This is a genomic window from Labrys sp. LIt4 (genome assembly GCF_017813775.1).
In the GTDB taxonomy this organism is placed as follows: Bacteria; Pseudomonadota; Alphaproteobacteria; order Rhizobiales; family Labraceae; genus Labrys; species Labrys okinawensis_A.
Genome location: NZ_JAGIPY010000001.1, coordinates 453,700 through 471,089, shown reverse-complemented (window position 1 = coordinate 471,089; position 17,390 = coordinate 453,700). Strand labels below are relative to the sequence as shown.

Annotated in this window: 17 protein-coding genes and 1 tRNA gene; 11 read left to right on the top strand and 7 right to left on the bottom strand. The window is 64.6% G+C overall.

Features of this window, described 5'->3' with window-relative positions; translation table 11 throughout:
• Positions 1-138: 138 nt before the first annotated feature.
• From J8I29_RS02195 to J8I29_RS02175, 5 genes are all read left to right on the top strand, one after another.
• Positions 139-1,302, top strand: coding sequence for a dihydrodipicolinate synthase family protein (locus J8I29_RS02195; protein WP_209430462.1), 1,164 nt, complete (start codon positions 139-141; stop codon positions 1,300-1,302).
• A gap of 83 nt (positions 1,303-1,385) precedes the next feature.
• On the top strand, positions 1,386-1,961 hold the full coding sequence (locus J8I29_RS02190) for a Yip1 family protein (protein ID WP_209430461.1): 576 nt from the start codon (positions 1,386-1,388) through the stop codon (positions 1,959-1,961).
• Between the two features lie 75 nt (positions 1,962-2,036).
• A complete protein-coding gene (gene mbfA / locus J8I29_RS02185) occupies positions 2,037-2,990 on the top strand; it encodes an iron exporter MbfA (protein ID WP_209430460.1) in 954 nt (317 codons plus the stop codon).
• 105 nt (positions 2,991-3,095) lie between these two features.
• Positions 3,096-3,812, top strand: coding sequence for an aldolase (locus J8I29_RS02180; protein WP_105861536.1), 717 nt, complete (start codon positions 3,096-3,098; stop codon positions 3,810-3,812).
• Positions 3,809-4,021, top strand: a complete 213-nt coding sequence (locus J8I29_RS02175) for a hypothetical protein (RefSeq protein ID WP_105861535.1) — start codon at positions 3,809-3,811, stop codon at positions 4,019-4,021. The genes J8I29_RS02180 and J8I29_RS02175 overlap by 4 nt, the downstream gene beginning before the upstream one ends.
• Before the next feature lie 218 nt (positions 4,022-4,239).
• On the opposite strand, the gene J8I29_RS02170 is transcribed toward J8I29_RS02175, so the two are convergent.
• Entirely contained in the window at positions 4,240-4,404 is a 165-nt protein-coding gene (locus J8I29_RS02170; RefSeq protein WP_082979645.1) for a DUF1127 domain-containing protein, read from the bottom strand.
• A 332-nt stretch (positions 4,405-4,736) separates the two neighbouring features.
• Between J8I29_RS02170 and J8I29_RS02165 the strand changes: the two genes are divergently transcribed.
• From J8I29_RS02165 to J8I29_RS02150, 4 genes are all read left to right on the top strand, one after another.
• The gene (locus tag J8I29_RS02165) at positions 4,737-5,645 is read left to right on the top strand and encodes an ROK family protein (protein WP_209430459.1); all 909 of its coding nucleotides are present in this window, start codon (positions 4,737-4,739) and stop codon (positions 5,643-5,645) included.
• The gene (locus tag J8I29_RS02160; RefSeq protein WP_209430458.1) at positions 5,642-8,038 is read left to right on the top strand and encodes a glycoside hydrolase family 15 protein; all 2,397 of its coding nucleotides are present in this window, start codon (positions 5,642-5,644) and stop codon (positions 8,036-8,038) included. The genes J8I29_RS02165 and J8I29_RS02160 overlap by 4 nt, the downstream gene beginning before the upstream one ends.
• Before the next feature lie 231 nt (positions 8,039-8,269).
• A complete protein-coding gene (locus J8I29_RS02155) occupies positions 8,270-9,451 on the top strand; it encodes a PLP-dependent aminotransferase family protein (protein WP_245196604.1) in 1,182 nt (393 codons plus the stop codon).
• A gap of 80 nt (positions 9,452-9,531) precedes the next feature.
• Positions 9,532-10,023, top strand: coding sequence for a hypothetical protein (locus J8I29_RS02150; RefSeq protein ID WP_209430456.1), 492 nt, complete (start codon positions 9,532-9,534; stop codon positions 10,021-10,023).
• Positions 10,024-10,146: 123 nt separating this feature from the next.
• On the opposite strand, the gene J8I29_RS02145 is transcribed toward J8I29_RS02150, so the two are convergent.
• Both J8I29_RS02145 and J8I29_RS02140 read right to left on the bottom strand, forming a co-directional pair.
• The gene (locus J8I29_RS02145; RefSeq protein WP_209430455.1) at positions 10,147-10,611 is read right to left on the bottom strand and encodes a MerR family transcriptional regulator; all 465 of its coding nucleotides are present in this window, start codon (positions 10,609-10,611) and stop codon (positions 10,147-10,149) included.
• A gap of 150 nt (positions 10,612-10,761) precedes the next feature.
• A tRNA-Gly gene (locus J8I29_RS02140) sits at positions 10,762-10,836 on the bottom strand.
• Between the two features lie 222 nt (positions 10,837-11,058).
• Here J8I29_RS02140 and J8I29_RS02135 point away from each other — a divergent pair.
• The gene (locus J8I29_RS02135) at positions 11,059-12,666 is read left to right on the top strand and encodes a peptide chain release factor 3 (RefSeq protein WP_105861529.1); all 1,608 of its coding nucleotides are present in this window, start codon (positions 11,059-11,061) and stop codon (positions 12,664-12,666) included.
• A gap of 271 nt (positions 12,667-12,937) precedes the next feature.
• Here J8I29_RS02135 and J8I29_RS02130 read toward each other — a convergent pair whose 3' ends face one another.
• Complete coding sequence (locus tag J8I29_RS02130; RefSeq protein WP_209430454.1) at positions 12,938-14,002, bottom strand: alkene reductase; 1,065 nt, start codon at positions 14,000-14,002, stop codon at positions 12,938-12,940.
• 144 nt (positions 14,003-14,146) lie between these two features.
• Between J8I29_RS02130 and J8I29_RS02125 the strand changes: the two genes are divergently transcribed.
• Positions 14,147-14,446: a metalloregulator ArsR/SmtB family transcription factor gene (locus tag J8I29_RS02125; RefSeq protein WP_105861527.1), complete on the top strand. Its 300-nt coding sequence runs from the start codon at positions 14,147-14,149 to the stop codon at positions 14,444-14,446.
• 85 nt (positions 14,447-14,531) lie between these two features.
• On the opposite strand, the gene ftrA is transcribed toward J8I29_RS02125, so the two are convergent.
• From ftrA to J8I29_RS02110, 3 genes are all read right to left on the bottom strand, one after another.
• The gene (gene ftrA, locus J8I29_RS02120; RefSeq protein WP_209430581.1) at positions 14,532-15,530 is read right to left on the bottom strand and encodes a transcriptional regulator FtrA; all 999 of its coding nucleotides are present in this window, start codon (positions 15,528-15,530) and stop codon (positions 14,532-14,534) included.
• 130 nt (positions 15,531-15,660) lie between these two features.
• Positions 15,661-16,494, bottom strand: a complete 834-nt coding sequence (locus J8I29_RS02115) for an amino acid ABC transporter permease (RefSeq protein ID WP_209430453.1) — start codon at positions 16,492-16,494, stop codon at positions 15,661-15,663.
• A gap of 89 nt (positions 16,495-16,583) precedes the next feature.
• Positions 16,584-17,354 carry a transporter substrate-binding domain-containing protein gene (locus J8I29_RS02110; RefSeq protein WP_245196602.1) on the bottom strand — a complete coding sequence of 257 codons (771 nt, stop codon included), beginning with the start codon at positions 17,352-17,354 and terminating at the stop codon, positions 16,584-16,586.
• Positions 17,355-17,390: the final 36 nt, after the last annotated feature.

Sequence of the window (17,390 nt, the reverse complement as noted above, 5' to 3'; positions counted from 1 at the left end):
CCTTGGCCAATTTTCACCGACATCCTGGGACGATGTGTTGGATCCTGCTTTAGAGCAGATTCTGCCCGACAATCCCGCGACCGGTAAAATCGCCGGGACGTCGAAGAAGCCGGATGAGAGAGGAACGAGGAGAGCCCGATGAGCGCACTGATATTGCCCACTGTCGATGGCGGGCTGGAGGCCTACCATTATGGCCCCTCCTCTCCCTATCCCCTTGTCCATGCCGGCAATTTCCCGCGCACCCTCTACGCTGCCGCCCATGTCGTCGCCGATCCTCGCCGACTCGATGATCCCTGGCGCAAACCGGCGATCGACTGGGATGCGACCTTGCGTTTCCGCCATCACCTGTGGGGGCTCGGCTTCAAGATAGCCGAGGCCATGGATACGTCCCAGCGCGGTCTCGGCCTGGACTGGCCCGGCGCCGCCGAGCTGATCGAGCGTTCGCTGGCCGAGGCTCGCGGCGTTCCTGGGGCGGATCTGGCCTGCGGCGCCGGCACCGACCAGCTCGCCCCCGAGGGCGCCGAGACGCTCGACGACGTCATCCGCGCCTATGAGGAGCAGATCGCCCATGTCGAGAAGCATGGCGGCCGCATCATCCTGATGGCAAGCCGGGCGCTCTGCCGTGTCGCCAAGGGCCCCGACGATTATCTCGCCGTCTATGGCCGCCTGATCGGCCAGGTCAGCGACAAGGTCATCCTGCATTGGCTCGGCGAAGCCTTCGATCCGGCGCTCGCAGGCTATTGGGGCTCGCAGGCCTTCGAGCCCGCCATGCAGACGGTGCTCGAACTGATCCGCAGCCATGCCGGCAAGATCGACGGCATCAAGATCTCCCTGCTCGACGCCCAAAAGGAAATCACCCTGCGCCGGCTGCTGCCCGAGGGCGTGGTGATGTATACCGGCGACGATTTCAACTATGCCGAACTGATCCAGGGCGACCTGCAGGGCTTTTCGCATGGATTGCTCGGCATCTTCGATCCGATCGCACCGGCCGCCGCCGCGGCGATGGACCGGCTCGCCGCCGGCAACGAGGAAGGCTATCGCGTCATCCTCGATCCGACCGTGAGCCTGGCGCGCCGCCTGTTCGAGGCGCCGACTCAGTTCTACAAATCCGGCGTGGTGTTCATGGCCTGGCTGAACGGCTTCCAGTCGCATTTCCGCATGGTGGGCGGCGCCGAATCGGCGCGCGGCATCGCGCATTACGCCGACATCTTCCGGCTGGCGGACAAGGCCCAGCTCCTCATCGATCCCGAAAAGGCGGCCCATCGCATGAAGCTGCTCTGCGCCCTGAACGGTATTGGATAACTCCCCAAGCACCCGCGACGGACCATGACGTCGCCACGCCCCGTGCTATGCAGGGGGAGCGGTCGATCGGAGATGTCATCCCCATGGTCATGGATATCGTGGCGCGAGCCCGAAACCTGCTGCTGTCGCCGGGAGCGGAATGGCGAAATATCGCCGCCGAGGCGACCAGCGTCGAGCGCATCTATCGGGATTATGTCCTCTATCTCGCTGCCATCGGGCCGATCGCAGGCTTCATCGGCACCTCGCTGATCGGCATCGCAGGCGCCCGCATCGGCCTGGCCAGCGGCCTGGTGCTGGCCGTCCTGCGCTATGGGATCACCCTTGCCATGCTTCATGTCATGGCGATCGTGATCGACCGGCTGGCGCCCCATTTCGGCGGCAGGTCCGACTTCCTCAGCGCCTTCAAGCTTGCCGCCTACAGCATGACGGCGGCCTGGCTCGCCAACGTCTTCACGATCATTCCGGCATTGGCCCTGCTCGCCATCGTCGGTCTCTACAGCGTCTATCTCCTGTTCATCGGCGCTCCCGTGCTGATGCGGCTCCCCGCCATGAAGGCGCCGATCTACACGATCGCGGTGGTGCTGATCGGCCTGCTCCTCAATTATCTGGTGGGCTCGATGCTGGCGGCGTTGTTCGTGCAGCCTGGTTTCCCGGGATGAGGGATTTGTCTCGACAGAAACCGACTGGCGGGATAGAAGAGGCTTAATTTAGAATTATTCTAATCTGAGTTCGCCATGAAACGCTTTTCCGACCTGAACGAGGCCGAGATCCTGGCGCTCGCCATCTCCAACGAGGAGGAGGATGCGCGCATCTACCTACAATTCGCCAATCGCCTGCGCGCCGATTTTCCCGGCTCCGCCAAGATCTTCGAGGCGATGGCGGAGGAAGAGCATGGCCATCGCCACCGCCTGCTGGAGACCTACACGGCCAAGTTCGGCGATACCCTTCCCTACATCACCCGCCAGGACGTCAGCGGATTCCTCAAGCGCAACCCGATCTGGCTGCTCGACAATCTGCGTATCGAGACCGTGCGCGAGCAGGCCGAGACCATGGAGCTGGAAGCCGCCCGATTCTACGCCAAGGCGGCGGAACGGGCTCATGACGTCGAAATCCGCACCCTGCTGGCCGATCTCGCCGAAGAGGAAAAGCGCCATGAAAGCCTGGCCGAGACGCTGGAGTCCAAGCTTCCGGCCGACCAGAAGCGCAGCGAGGACGAGACCTCCCGGCGCCTGTTCGTGCTGCAGATCGTGCAGCCTGCCCTGGCCGGCCTGATCGACGGTTCGGTCTCCACCCTCGCTCCGATCTTCGCCGCAGCCTTCGCCACCCTGAACTCCTGGGACGCCTTCCTGGTGGGCCTTGCCGCCTCGATCGGCGCCGGCATCAGCATGGGCCTGACCGAAGCGTTGTCGGACGATGGCGAGATCACCGGGCGCGGCCATCCCTGGGTACGTGGTGCGGCCTGCGGCGTGATGACCACGGTGGGCGGCCTCGGCCACACCCTGCCCTACCTCATCCCCGATTTCTGGGTGGCGACCGGCGTCGCCGGCTGCGTGGTCGTGCTGGAGCTCATCGCCATCGCCTGGATCCGTACCCGCTTCATGGCCACGCCCTTCACCTCCGCGATCGTGCAGGTCGTCCTCGGAGGCATCCTGGTGCTGCTCACCGGTATCCTGATCGGGAGCCAGTAGGGGGCGGCCGGACGGCCACATAGGGCAATGCGGCAACATAGCCGTTGCCGTTCGCCTGGCATCACGAGATAAGGAAGCTTTCCATCCCGTGATCGGACAAATGCAATGCCTGATATCGACGTCTATCGCCGCGAACTCGCGGCCGCCTTCCGCCTCGCCGCGAAGTTCGACTTCAATGAGGGCATCTGCAACCACTTCTCGGTGCAGGTCCCCGGCGCCGAAGAGCGCTATCTCTTCAATCCCTATGGGGTCCACTGGTCGGAGATGCGGCCGGCCGATCTACTTCTCGTCGATGGGCGGGGACAGATTCTGGAGGGCGAAGGCGAGCTGGAGGCGACGGCGCGCAACATTCACATCGCCGGCCACCGTGCCAATCCGCGCCATCTCTGCCTGCTGCACACCCACATGCCCTGGGCCACCAGCCTCACCATGATCGAAGGGGGCCGGCTCGAAATGGCGCATCAGACGGCCGCCCGCTTCTACGGCCGCACCGCCTACAACGACGAATTCGGCGGCTTCGCCTCGGGCGAGAAGGAAGGCGAGCGCATCGCCAGCTCGGCCAAGTCGGATCAGAAGGCCGATATCGTCTTCCTGGCCCATCATGGCGTCATCGTCGGCGGCCCGTCCGTCGCCACCGCCTTCGACGACCTCTATTATCTCGACCGCGCCTGCCGCCAGCAGGTGCTGGCCATGTCGACCGGCCGGCCGCTCAAGCTCATTCCCCAGCAGGTGATCGAGAGCACCGCCCGTGAATGGATGACCGTGCTCGACCACCAGGCCAAGCTGCATTTCGAGGCGCTGATGCGGATTGAGGGCCTGTGACGACACTGCGCTGGGTCCGGATCCGCCAGAACGCCAGGGCGGAATTGTGGAAGCTCGACAAGCCGCTTCCGGGCGGCGGCGTGGCGACCTTCTATCGCGGCCGCCTCTTCGAACAGAAGGGTGGCGAGCGGGTGAAGCAGGACGAAGAAGCCAAGTTCACCGAGGCCGAACCAGCTCTGGCCTGGTTCGAGCGCCAGTTGGACTCCTAAGGGACCGTTCAAGAAGACGCGCGCTGTCATTGAGCGAGCTATGCGCAGGGCGCGGGCGCCTATTGTCTAGGCAGTGACGGACGCAGCCCATTTTTTTCGCATGTGCAGCATAGGCTGTTCCAGCATTTTCCACGAAATCGCTTCGAGCAGAGCCTAAAGAAAAAGCCGCCGGGAACTATCCCGGCGGCTTTGCTTTCCGTAGCGGACGCTAAGCTTGATTAGCGAGCGGCGCCGCGAGCGATTTCCTCGATACGGCCGCGGAAGATGCCGAGATCAGCCAGCTCACGGTCATCGAGAGCCGACAGAGCCTGGAGAGTGCGGCGATAATTGCGGTAGGCCGTGAAACGAGAAGCGATCGAAGAAACGAAACCGAAGAGAACCATGACACTTACTTTCCGAAGACATTGATTTGTTGCAGTGCATATACTCCTCTTTTGCACCGCACGGTAAAAAATCGCACAGACCGGCGCGTATGCCCGCTATGCGGCGGTTGCATGGATTTTGTGCATAGCGCTTAGCAATAGGGCAACATTCCGCCTCAATCGAATGCCCGGCGCGATGCGAGGCGGATTCCGCCTCCGAATTGCCGCAGGGGTAACCAAGCTGCTAGGATGGTCACCGAAATAAAGCCGGCAACACAAGCCAGCCACAATTGCACCTTTCCATCGATAAAATCCGGTAAGGCTGGGATCGCCGTCAATCAGGGAGCTTGCCCGTGGCCAAGGAGACATCCGACATCCTCGCCATCGACATTGGAGGCACCGGCCTCAAGGCGGCGATCATCGATCCAAGCGGGCAGATGCAGGGAGAAAGGGTGCGCGTCGCCACGCCCCATCCCTGCCCGCCCGATCTGCTGGTCGAGACGCTGGCGGAGCTGGTCGCGAGCCTGCCGGCCTATGGCCGCATCTCGGTGGGCTTTCCGGGCCTGGTGCGGCATGGCCGCATCCTCACCGCACCGCACCTCTCGCCCGATGGCTGGGCCGGCTTCCCGCTCGGCCAGAAGCTTGCGGCCCGTCTCGGCAACAAGCCGATACGACTGATCAACGACGCGGAAGTCCAGGGCCTCGGGCTGATCAAGGGCAAGGGCATCGAGCTTGCCCTGACCCTGGGCACCGGCGCGGGCACGGCCGTGTTCCGCGACGGCGAGTTGATGCCGCATATGGAGCTGGCTCACCACCCCATCACCCGCTCCAAGACCTATGACGACTATATCGGCGAGGCGGCCCGCGAGAAGATCGGCAACAAGCGCTGGAACAAGCGGCTGAAGCACGTCATCGACGTGCTCTTCGTGCTGTTCCACTACGACCATCTCTATCTCGGCGGCGGCAACACCAAGCATGTGAAGCTCGCTCTGCCGGCCAATGTCACGCTCGGCTCCAACGATGCCGGCCTCGATGGCGGCGCTGCCCTCTGGCGCCTGAAGAATTTCCACGAATCCGAGGAAGCACCCGAGACTTCCCCCAGGGTCGAAGCGCCCGCCAAGGCAAAGACGAAGGCCAAGACCGGGATGACCGCCAGGACCGGGACGGCCGCCAAGGCCTCGACGCCCGCCCGAGCAGGGGCGTCCGGCAGGGCCAAGCCAGCCGGTAAGACCGCCCTGGCCCGCAAGAAGGCCAAGGCATGAGCGAAACCGCCCCACCGCCCGGAGCCCCGGGTGTCGAACCGCGCTGGACCTCGGCCGCCAAGAGCGGCATCGGCACGGCCGGTTCCGCATCGAGCCGCGTCTGGTTCGCCCTCAGCCACGGCATCCTCAACGAGATCTACTATCCACGCATCGACCTTGCCTGCATCCGGGATTGCGGCCTCCTGGTCACGGCAGCCGATTATTTTTCAGAAGAAAAGCGCGACGCCGACGGCGATATCCGCATGGAGAGCGACGGCATCCCGATCTTCGAACTCGTCAACACGGCGAAGGACGGGCGCTACCGCATCACCAAGACCGTCCTGGCCGATCCCTTTCGCGACAGCCTGTTGCAGGACATCCGCTTCGATGCCCTGAAGGGCGAGGCCGAGGATTACGGCCTGCACGTGCTGCTGTCGCCCCATCTGATCAACCAGGGCAGCCGCAACACCGCCTGGGTCGACGACTACAAGGGCCACGGCCTGCTGATGGCCAGCGGCAGCTATGGCTATTCGCTCGCTCTCGCCGCCTCGGTTCCCTGGCAGGCGCGCTCGGCCGGCTATGTCGGCTTTTCCGACGGCTGGCAGACGCTCAAACGGGGCGAAGGCGTGAATTCCGCCTGGCTCCGCGCCGAGGACGGCAATGTCGCGCTGAGCGGCACGCTCGACCTTCGCGGCAGCCAGGGCCGCGTGCTGCTCACCCTGGGCCTCGGCCTCAGGCCGGAGGAGGCCGCCCTCAACGCCATCTCCAGCCTGCAGCAGGGGCTCGAGCCCGCGCGCCGGCGCGTGCGCGCCATCTGGCAGGGCTGGCAGGCGGGCCTCGAGGATCTCGACCATGTCAGCCCCGCCCGAGGCACTACTTACCGAACCAGCACGGCCGTGCTCGCCGCCCATCGCACCGGCGCCTTCACGGGCGGCGCCATCGCCAGCCTGTCGACGCCCTGGGGCTACAACAAGGGCGACAACGACCTCGGCGGCTACCACCTGGTCTGGCCGCGCGACCTGGTCGAGACGGCCGGAGGGTTCCTGGCGGCCGGCAGCCCCGCCGACGCCCGCGGCATTCTCGATTATCTCGCCGCCATCCAGGAAGGCGATGGCCACTGGGCCCAGAACAACTGGATCGACGGCCATCCCTATTGGGACGGCATCCAGATGGACGAGACCGCCTTTCCCATCCTGCTCTTCGACATGCTGGTGCGCGCCGACAGCCTCGATGCCGGCGAGGCCAGGCGCTTCCTGCCGATGGTGGAGCGCGCAGCGAGCTTCGTGCTCCGCAACGGCGCCGTCACCGACGAGGACCGCTGGGAAGAAGATGCCGGCTATTCGCCCTTCACGCTTGCCGTGGAGATCGCCGCCCTGCTCGCCGCCGCCGACGCCATGGACGCGGCGGACCGCCCTGACGCCGCAACGCTGCTGCGCGAGACGGCCGACGCATGGCATGCCGAAATCGACGACTGGACCTTCGCCAGCGACACCGAGCTTGCCAGGGCGCTCGACATTCCCGGCTATTATGTCCGCATCGGTCCGGGCGACGGCGAGGACGGGCCCGGCCTCGGCGGCAACGTCGCCATCAAGAACCGCTCCGCCCAGGAGGCCGTGCTCAGTGCCAAGATGCTGCTCAGTCCCGATGCCCTCGCCTTGGTGCGCTTCGGCCTCAGGGCCGCCGACGACCCGCGCATGGTGGCGACCGTGAAGGCGATCGATCATCTGTTGAAACGCGACCTGCCCAACGGCCCCTGCTGGTATCGCTACAACAATGACGGCTATGGCGAGCATGAGGACGGCTCTGCCTTCGACGGCACCGGCATCGGCCGGCTCTGGCCGCTTCTGACCGGCGAGAGGGCGCATTACGAACTCGCCGCCGGCCGGCCCGAGGAAGCCCGGCGCCTGCTGGCCGCGCTGGAGGCGTCGGCAGGTCCCGGCGGCCAATTGCCCGAGCAGATCTGGGACAGCACCGACAGGCCGGAACACGAACTCTTCCTGGGCAAGCCGACCGGCAGCGCCATGCCGCTGGTCTGGGCCCATGGCGAGCATATCAAGCTGCTGCGCTCGCTGCGGGACGGCGCCGTGTTCGACACTCCGCCCCAGACGGTCGAGCGCTATCTCACACGCAAGACCATCAGCAACCGCCGCTTCTGGCGGCTCAACCATCGGCGCCGAGCCATTGCCCCCGGCCAGATCCTGCGCATCGAGCTTGCCGACCTCTCGGCGATTCGCTGGAGCTTCGACGGATGGGCGAGCCATGACGAAGGCAGAACCCATGACGCGGGCCTCTCCCTCCATGTCCTCGACCTGCCGACCTCGCCCCTGCCGGAGGGCAGCGAGATCCGCTTCCGCCTCGCCCCGATCGGCGGCCCCTGGCTGGAGGCGGACTATCTCGTGACGGTCAAGGCCTGACCGGCCGCGCTGCGGCCTTGCAGCGCAACAAGCGAAAAAATATGTCAGTATTATTGACATATTTTTTCGCAGGGAGGATGCTGCACGCAACATGAGCATCGCGCCCAGAAAAGGGGCAAATCCCGCCAGGAAACGATGCCGTGATCGTATGACGGCATGCGCCTTGCCGCCGTTTGTCAGGAGAACTGGACCTTGGACTGGGAAGCGATCTTCGCCACGCGGGCGGGACGGATGCGTGCCTCTGAAATCCGCGAACTTTTGAAACTGCTCGAGCAGCCGGATATCATTTCCTTTGCCGGCGGCATTCCCGACCCCGCCTTGTTTCCGAACGAAGCCTTCCGAGCCGCCTATGCCAGCGTGCTCGGCGATGCCAGCGCCGGCGCAGCGCTGCAATATTCCACCAGCGAAGGCTTTCCGCCGCTGCGCGACTGGGTGGTCAGGCAGATGCAGCGTATTGGTGTCGCCTGCGGCCCGGAGAACATCCTGATCACCTCCGGTTCGCAGCAGGCGCTCGATTATCTCGGCAAACTGCTGCTTTCGCACGGCGACACCGCCCTCGTCACCTGGCCGACCTATCTCGGCGCATTGCAGGCCTTCAATGCCTATGAGCCGCGCTATGACAGGCTGGCACCGGTGGAAGGCAACATGACGCCTTCCGCCTATGCCGACGCTGCCGCGAAGGCAGGCGGCCGGGTGAAGTTCGCCTATCTGACCCCGGATTTCGCCAATCCCACCGGTGAGACGCTGGATCGGGCCGGGAGAGAACGCGTGCTCGATCTCGCCCGCGAGCTCGACATCGTGGTGATCGAGGATACGGCCTACCAGTCGCTGCGCTATGACGGCGCCGACGTGCCGCCGATCCTGGCGCTCGACATTGCCCGCGAGGGCCATATCGACTCGACCCGCACCATCTCCTGCGGCAGCTTCTCCAAGACGCTGGCACCGGGCCTGCGCATGGGTTGGATCTGCGCCGCCGCCGGCGTGATCCGCAAGCTGGTGCTGATGAAGCAGGCCTCGGACCTGCACAGCCCCACCATCAACCAGATGGTGATGCACCATGTGGCCGAGCACGCCTTCCCCGCCCAGGTCGAGAAGATCCGCGGTGCCTATCGCCATCGGCGCGACCGCATGCTGGCCGCCCTCGAACGCCACATGCCCGAGGGTGTGCACTGGTCGCGCCCCGAGGGCGGCATGTTCGTCTGGGTGACGCTGCCGGACGGCATGGACGGTGCCCGCCTTCTCGCCCGCGCCATCGAGACCGCCCGCATCGCCTTCGTGCCGGGCCGGGCCTTCCATGCCGATGGTTCGGGCGCCAACACGCTCAGGCTCAGCTTTTCGCTGGCCAATGATGCCGCGATCGACCAAGGCATCGAGCGCCTCGGCCGCGTCATCCGCGAAGCTGGCACGGCCTGATCGCAACGGCCCTGTTTCCTCTGTTATCAGCTCCGGAATGTGCTTAAATCCGGAGCAGCTACAGTCCACGGAACGGGAACATGACGGCAGAACCGACGAGACCGGCATTTTCCAATCGCCTGCTGGATTGGACCGGCCTCGGCCTGCTCTACGCCCTGCTCCTGGCCGTCCCGTTTTTCGGCGCACGCTGGCTCGGCGAGATGCTGCCCGCGGTCTTCCACCCGATCGGCCGCATCGTCGCCAATGCGGTGGTGATGCCGTTCTTCTATCTGTGCCTGCATTTGCTGCTCCGGCGCTTCGGCGCGCGGGTGCAGAACTTCATCATGCTGGTGGTGCTGATCTACGGCATCGCCACCACCATCGAGATCCAGCGCGCTTTGCGGACCGGCGACAACAATGCCTGGTTCAGCGCCTTCGTCGCTGCGGTCTACACGCTCGGCTTCGCCGCGCTCACCATCAACAGCCTGATCGCCTGGCGGCGCGAAAAGCGTGCCGAGCGCCTGGCGGCGGAGCGCGAAGAGGCAGAACGGCAGGCCGAAGCCTTCGCCAAGGCCCGGCAGATCGGGCCGTGAGGCGACTGGGCGCAATCAAGCCCGAACCTCTGCACAATTACCCTGGCGCGCACCACGGCGAACTCTTGCAGCGGTGCGGCAAATGGCAGACGTGGCGGCAAACGGCCGATAGCGGATGACGACTCATTCCTCGTCCGCAAAGGACTTTCGAAGATCGCGCAGAATGGCAAGCATCTGCTCGCGGCTCGGCGCCGCTTTGCTCTCCACCAGGAGTTCGACGCCGTCGACAATGCGGTAACGGTAGAGCGTGGCCGGCATTCCGAATCTTTCACGCCAAGCCTCGCCCCATTGCGCCTGTTCCTGGCGGTATTCCCAGACATGCAAGGCAGCCTCAGCCTTTGCATCCTCTGGCCCCAATTCGTCCAGATATTCGCGTATGGTCTCAAGGTCATTGCCGGCCTGCTGAATGGCCCGGATGAGCCGCAGGCGAACCAGATGCCCCTCGCCGAAATGGGCGCCGCGGCCCCGGCCCGCCGGCGCCGGCAGGAGGCCCTCCTCCAGGTAATAGCGGACTGTCCGCTCCGACACGCCGGCCCGCATGGCAAGATCGCCGGTGGTGTACCGCAATTTCTTCGGGTTATCAGCCATAGATATAATCTACCAGTGAACCGGAAGATTACAATGGTAACTTCATTGCTGCCGCGTCGGATCGCATACGCGAGCGTTCGCGAGCATGCCCCCCCAAAGCAAAAAGCGGCCCCGAAGGACCGCTTTTTTGTTTTTCCCCGAAGGGACCACTGGAGCGGGCGAAGGGATTCGAACCCTCGACCCCAACCTTGGCAAGGTTGTGCTCTACCCCTGAGCTACACCCGCTTCCGTGGGCCGCAGATGCTCGTTGCATCGGCGTGGGCGCTCTATGCCAAAGCCCGTGACGGATTGCAACAGGCAAGTTTCAGTTTTTTTGCATTGCGTGATCAATCCACAGGCTGCGCTGGTATCGCCGGGGGTGACGCGAGCCCCGTTTCGTGCCAAAAGCGCGCCAATTCCCGATGATCGGCCCTCCTTCCGGGCTTCAAACTTTTGCTTAGGTCCGCCTTGAACGATCTGTCACACACTTCGGCCCTCACCCCCCTCGCCCGTGAAGTCGAGCGGCGGCGCACCTTCGCCATCATTTCCCATCCGGACGCCGGCAAGACCACGCTGACGGAAAAGCTGCTGCTGTTCGGCGGCGCGATTCAGCTCGCCGGCCAGGTCAAGGCCAAGGCCGAAAAGCGCAATACCCGCTCGGACTGGATGTCGATCGAGCGCGAGCGCGGCATTTCCGTAGTCACCTCGGTGATGACCTTCGAATATGAGGGCCTGGTCTTCAACCTGCTCGATACGCCGGGCCACGAGGACTTCTCGGAAGATACCTATCGCACGCTCACGGCCGTCGATTCGGCGGTGATGGTGATCGATGCGGCCAAGGGTATCGAGGCGCGCACGCGCAAATTGTTCGAGGTCTGCCGCCTGCGCGACATTCCCATTGTCACCTTCATCAACAAGATGGACCGTGAGGGGCGCGACCCCTTCGAACTGCTCGACGAGATCGAGAAGACGCTGGCGCTCTCCACCGTGCCGATGACCTGGCCGCTCGGCCGCGGCCGGGACTTTGCCGGCACCTATGATCTGACGGCCAGCCATGTGCGCCTGCTCGACAAGGATACGGCGCCGATCCCGGTCGAGGCCGGCGATGCGGCCGCGCTGGCCCGCGCCGTGCCCTCCATCGACGCCGAGGCGGCCTCGGAGGAGATCGCGCTGGTGCAGGAAGCCTGCGGCGAGTTCGATCTCGCCGCCTTCCGCGAGGGCCATATGACGCCGGTGTTCTTCGGCTCGGCCATCAAGAATTTCGGCGTGGGCGACCTGCTCAAGGGCCTGGGCGACTACGCGCCCCAGCCGCGCGACCAGGCAGCCGCCACCCGCATGGTCGAGGCGACGGAGGACAACCTCTCCGCCTTCGTCTTCAAGATCCAGGCCAATATGGATCCCAATCACCGCGACCGCATCGCCTTCGTACGCCTGTGCTCGGGCAAGCTGACGCGCGGCATGAAGGTGAAGCAGGTGCGCACCGGCAAGTCGATGAGCCTCAACGCGCCGCAATTCTTCTTCGCCCAGGATCGCGCTTTGGCCGAGGAAGCCTATGCGGGCGACGTCGTCGGCATTCCCAACCATGGGGCGCTGCGCATCGGCGACACGCTCACCGAGCGCGAGGAGATCGCTTTCCTCGGCGTGCCCAGCTTCGCCCCGGAAATCCTGCGCCGGGTGCGCCTGCCCGACGCCATGAAGGCCAAGAAGCTCAAGGATGCCTTGCAGGACCTTGCCGAGGAAGGCGTGGTGCAGGTCTTCCGCCCGCGTGACGGCTCGCCGGCGCTGGTCGGCGTGGTCGGCGCCCTGCAGCTCGACGTGCTGCAGGGCCGACTTGCCGCCGAATATGGGCTGGAGATCCGCTTCGAGCCGTCCGAATTCGCGCTGGCGCGCTGGATCTCGGCACCGACGAAGGCCGAACTCGACAGCTTCGTCACCTCCCATAATTTCTCGATCGCCGACGATCTCGACGGCGATCCGGTATTCATGGCCAAATCCGCCTTCGACCTGCGCTACCAGGGCGAGCGCTCGCCTTCCATCGTGTTCGCCGACATCAAGGACGTGAAGAAGGCGAAGTGATTTCTGGAGCGCGGACTGGGTGTCCATAGGCGCTAACATAAGGTTGGAGGCGCGGGTTCTTTACCCTCCCCTCGATGGGGAGGGTCGGCCTGAAAGGCCGGGGTGGGGTGAAAATACGCAGGTCTCCACAGCGGAAGCGGTAGATTCTTGCAAAGAAGTCACCCCACCCCGACGCTACGCGTCGACCCTCCCCATCGAGGGGAGGGTATGGTCATGCCTTGTCCGACTTAAGTTAGCGCTCATGGACTAGGTGTCTGCGCTCCCAGGAAGATCACGCCGGCACTTCTTCCAGCGCCGGATAGTCCGTATAGCCTTCGGCGCCCTTGGCGTAGAAGGTCGCGGCGTTCCACGGGGCCAGCGGCGCGCCGAGGGACAGGCGCCTGGGCAGGTCCGGATTGGAGATGAAGAGCTTGCCGAAGGCCGCCGCGTCGGCCGCGCCGCTCTCGACCAAGGCTTCGGCGCTTTCCGCCGTCAGCTTCTCATTGGCGATGAAGACACCCTTGAAATTGCCGCGGATCACCGGCGCGACGCTGGAGCCGTCGGTATATTCGCGAGCACAGATGAAGGCGATCCCGCGGGCATCCAATTGCCGGGCGACATAGCCAAACAAGGCTGGCGGATCGGAATCGCCCATCGAATGCGAATCGCCCCGCGGAGCGAGATGCATGCCGACGCGATCGGCACCCCAGACCGAAATCACCGCATCGGTGACCTCGAGCATCAGCCGGGCCCGGTTCTCGATCGAGCCGCCATAGGCGTCGGTGCGCTTGTTGGTGGAATCCTGCAGGAACTGATCGAGCAGATAGCCGTTGGCGCCATGGATTTCGACGCCGTCGAAGCCGGCCTCCTTGGCATTGGCCGCACCCTGGCGATAGGCGTCGACGATCGCGGGGATTTCGTCGAGTTCGAGCGCTCGCGGGGTGACATAGGGTTTTTCTGGCCTGATCAGGCTGACATGACCCGCCGGAGCGATGGCGCTCGGCGCGACTGGCAGGGCCCCGTCGAGATAAATCGGATCGGAAATGCGGCCGACATGCCAGAGCTGCAGGGCAATGCGCCCGCCGGCCTCATGTACGGCCTTGGTGATGACCTTCCAGCCCTCGACCTGCTCCCGCGACCAGATGCCGGGGGTGTCGGGATAGCCCACGCCCATCGGCGTGACGGCAGTGGCTTCGGTCAGGATCAGGCCGGCCGAGGCGCGCTGGACATAGTAATCGCGCATCAGTGTGTTGGGTACGCGGCCCTCGCTGGCCCGGGTGCGGGTCAGTGGGGCCATGATGACGCGGTTGGGCAGGTCGAGCGCGCCGATACGAATAGGATCAAGTAAGGAGGGCATTGGAAGAACCTTGTTCCAAATGGCTTTTCTGGGCGATCGATTGACACTCCTGCACCTGGCTTACACAGACTTAACTGGTGGTTGGCTCGCCGAGGCGTTAAAGTTTCAAAGTTCGATGTTCGTCGAATATAGGTAGAAGAGCGCATGAAGCAACACCCTCACCCTGATGTGAACGACATCAATCTGATCGGCGTTCTGGCCGCCCTGGGGGATCCGGTGCGGCTGCACATCGTCACCACGCTGATCGAGGAAGGCGAAAAGGGATCGACGGAATTCGATTGCCAGGTCGCCAACTCGACCCTGAGCCATCACATCAAGCAATTGCGCGAGGCCGGCATCGTCAACCATCGCAAGGAAGGCACGCGCTGCTTCGTTGCCCTGCGTCCGGATGTCGAGGAGAAATTCCCGGGATTGCTGCAGTCCGTGCTGAAGTTTGCCGGCTAATTCTCTTAGGACCACAGGCTTCCAGCCTGCTCCTGGCGACGCCCTGGCGAAGAAGAGGCAGGCTGGAAGCCTGCGATCCCAAGAGTTACTCCGCGCAGAAGCGCGCCCGATAGGCGGCAGGACTGACGCCCACCCGACGCCGGAAATGATGACGCATCGTCTCCAGCGAGTTGAAACCGCAGCTTGCGGCAATGTCCCCGAGCGAAGCGCCGAGATTGCGTTCGAGCTGTTCGCGGGCCAGTCGCACGCGCTCGGCCACCAGCCATTCGCCAGGCGGCAGCCCCGTCGTTTCCTCGAAGCGGCGCTGGAAGGTACGCTGGCTCATGCCGGAACGCGCAGCGATCGTCTCGATGCGATGGGGCGCAGCCAAATTCTGGCGCAGCCAGTCGATCACCGGCGCAAGCCGCGCGGATTCGCGCTCACGCGGCACCGGCCGCTCGATGAACTGGGCCTGGCCGCCGTCGCGATGCGGAGGCACCACCAGCCGGCGTGCCACCATATTGGCGGCATCCGGGCCGAAGTCCCGCCGGATCACATGCAGGCACAGATCCAGCGCCGCTGCGCTGCCGGCCGCGGTCAGCACATCCCCGAGGTCGACATAGAGCCGGTCGGGGTGGAGCGCGATGCTGGGATGACGGGCAGAGATCGTGGCGGCATAGCGCCAGTGCGTGGTCGCCTCCCGGCCGTCGAGCAGGCCACAGGCCGCCAGCACGGCGATCCCGGAACAGAACGACATCAGATGAGCGCCGCGCCGGTGTGCCGCCTGAAGCCTGGCGGTGAGATCCGCCGGCACCGGACTGTCGATGCCGCGCCAGCCCGGCACGACGACGAGATCCGCCTCGTCCAGCAAGTCCAGCCCGGCGTGGGGTTCGACAGTCAGGCCGCCTGCCGCCCGCAGCGGGCCGGACTCGATGCCGCAGGTGGCGTAGCGATACCAGGAGGGACCCATCTCCGGGCGCGGCAGGCCGAAGACCTCGTAGGCAACCCCGAATTCGAAGGTGCACAGGCCGTCATAGACGAGGACGGCCACGAGGGGGCCGGTGAGGGAGGGCATGTTTGGCATGATCTTGACGGAGTGTGGCAGCCTGGCCAAGCGGATGCAAGGGAGTACGGGTCTTCAACCGCCTTGGAGGGTCGATCTCCAAATCGACCTCTTGGAAACGCCGAGCGTGCGGGTAAAGAGGTCGATCTGGAGATCGACCCTCCGCTACCCCTCAGTCCTGCCTCACCTCGTTGCGGCGCATGCGCTGCTCCAGCCGGCGCACCAGGAGGGTCAGGCCGATGGTCATCACCAGATAAAAGAAAGCGACCACCGTATAGGTTTCGAAAAAGCGGAAGGTCGAGGCCGTGTAGGTCTTGCCGTTCTGGGTGATGTCGGCGATGCCGAGCACGGAGACGAGCGAGGAATCCTTGAGCATGGAGACGAGGTCGTTGCCGAGCGGCGGCGTCATCGTCTTGAAGGCCTGCGGCAGCACGACCAGCCGCATGGTCTTGAAGCGCGTCAGGCCGAGTGCCTGGGCCGCCTCGAACTGCCCGGCCGGGATCGACTGGATGCCGCCGCGCACGATCTCGGCGATGAAGGCCGAATAGGCCAGCGTCAGCGCGAAGATCGCCCGCCATTCGAAGCTGAAATCACGGATGGTGACCTGCGGCATGAAGCCGGCGGCGATGGCCGGGCCGAACAGGGTGACATAACCCTCGATCAAGGCCGGTCCGACTGCAAAGGCGATATAATAGAGCAGCACGATCATGGGCACGCCGCGCATGATCTCGACATAGGCCTTGAGCCCCTCCCCCAGCCAGCGCGACTGCGACACCAGCCCAAGCGCCAGGATGGTGCCGAGCACCAGCGAAGCGGCGAAGGCGATCACCGTCACCCGGATGGTGACGAAGAGGCCCTGCCCGACCACGCCGAAGATGATGCGATATTGCTCGCTGGCGAGACCGCCGATCAGGACGGCGGCCCCCAAGATGATGAGGATCACCAGCCACCAGGGGACTTTCGACAGAAAGGAGGGCGGCGGCGGTGGCGCGTGAGACGTCGTCATATGAAGGCGGGGAGATCCTGGAGTAAGGCAGGCGGCTCAAGCACCGGCGCCGATGGACATTTTCGTCATTGCGGCAGACCGATCCGGGCTCAGTTCGCGGTCTTGTAGTCGAAGAACCACTTCTTATCGAGGGCCTTCAGCGTCCCGTCCGCCTTCATCGCGGCCAGGGCGGCGTTGACCGGGCCGATGAGATCGGAGCCTTGCTTGAGGATGAAGCCGAACTCGTCATGGCCAAGGCCACTGCCGACGATCTTGAAGCTATCCGGCGAGGCGGCGATGTTGCCCTCGGCGCCGGCCTTGTCCATCAGCACCGTGTCGACGTCGCCCGATTTGAGCGCCTGCACCGAGGCCCCGAACGTCTCGAACAGCTTGAGGCGCGGGCTTTTGTCGTTGCCGCCGAGCAGATCGGTGACCGAGACGAAGAAATTGGTGGTGCCGGACTGCGCGCCGACGAGCAGCTTGTCATCGGCCGCGAAGCTCTTGGCATCGGAAAAGCGCTTCTCGTCGGCCCTCACTAGCATGAATTGCTCGGACACCATATAGGGATCGGTGAAGGCGACCTGCTTCTTGCGCTCGTCGGTGATGGAGATGCCGTCCATGCCGATGTCGAACTGGCCGTTCTGCACCGCCTGGATCATGGCGTCCCAGGACGAGGTTTTCCACTCGATCTTGGCATTGAGCCGCTTGCCGATCTCGTTGATCGCATCATATTCCCAGCCGATGCCCTGCCCGGTCTTGGGATCGGTGAAGTTCAGCGGGAAGTAAGCGTTCTCGGTCACGGCGACGATGGTGCGGCCCTTGAGGTCGGGCAGCGTCTGGGCCTCGGCCCGCCCCTGGGCCAATCCAAGGGGAACGGCCATGGCGGCAAGGGCGCCAAGGGCGAGAAAGGTGCGGCG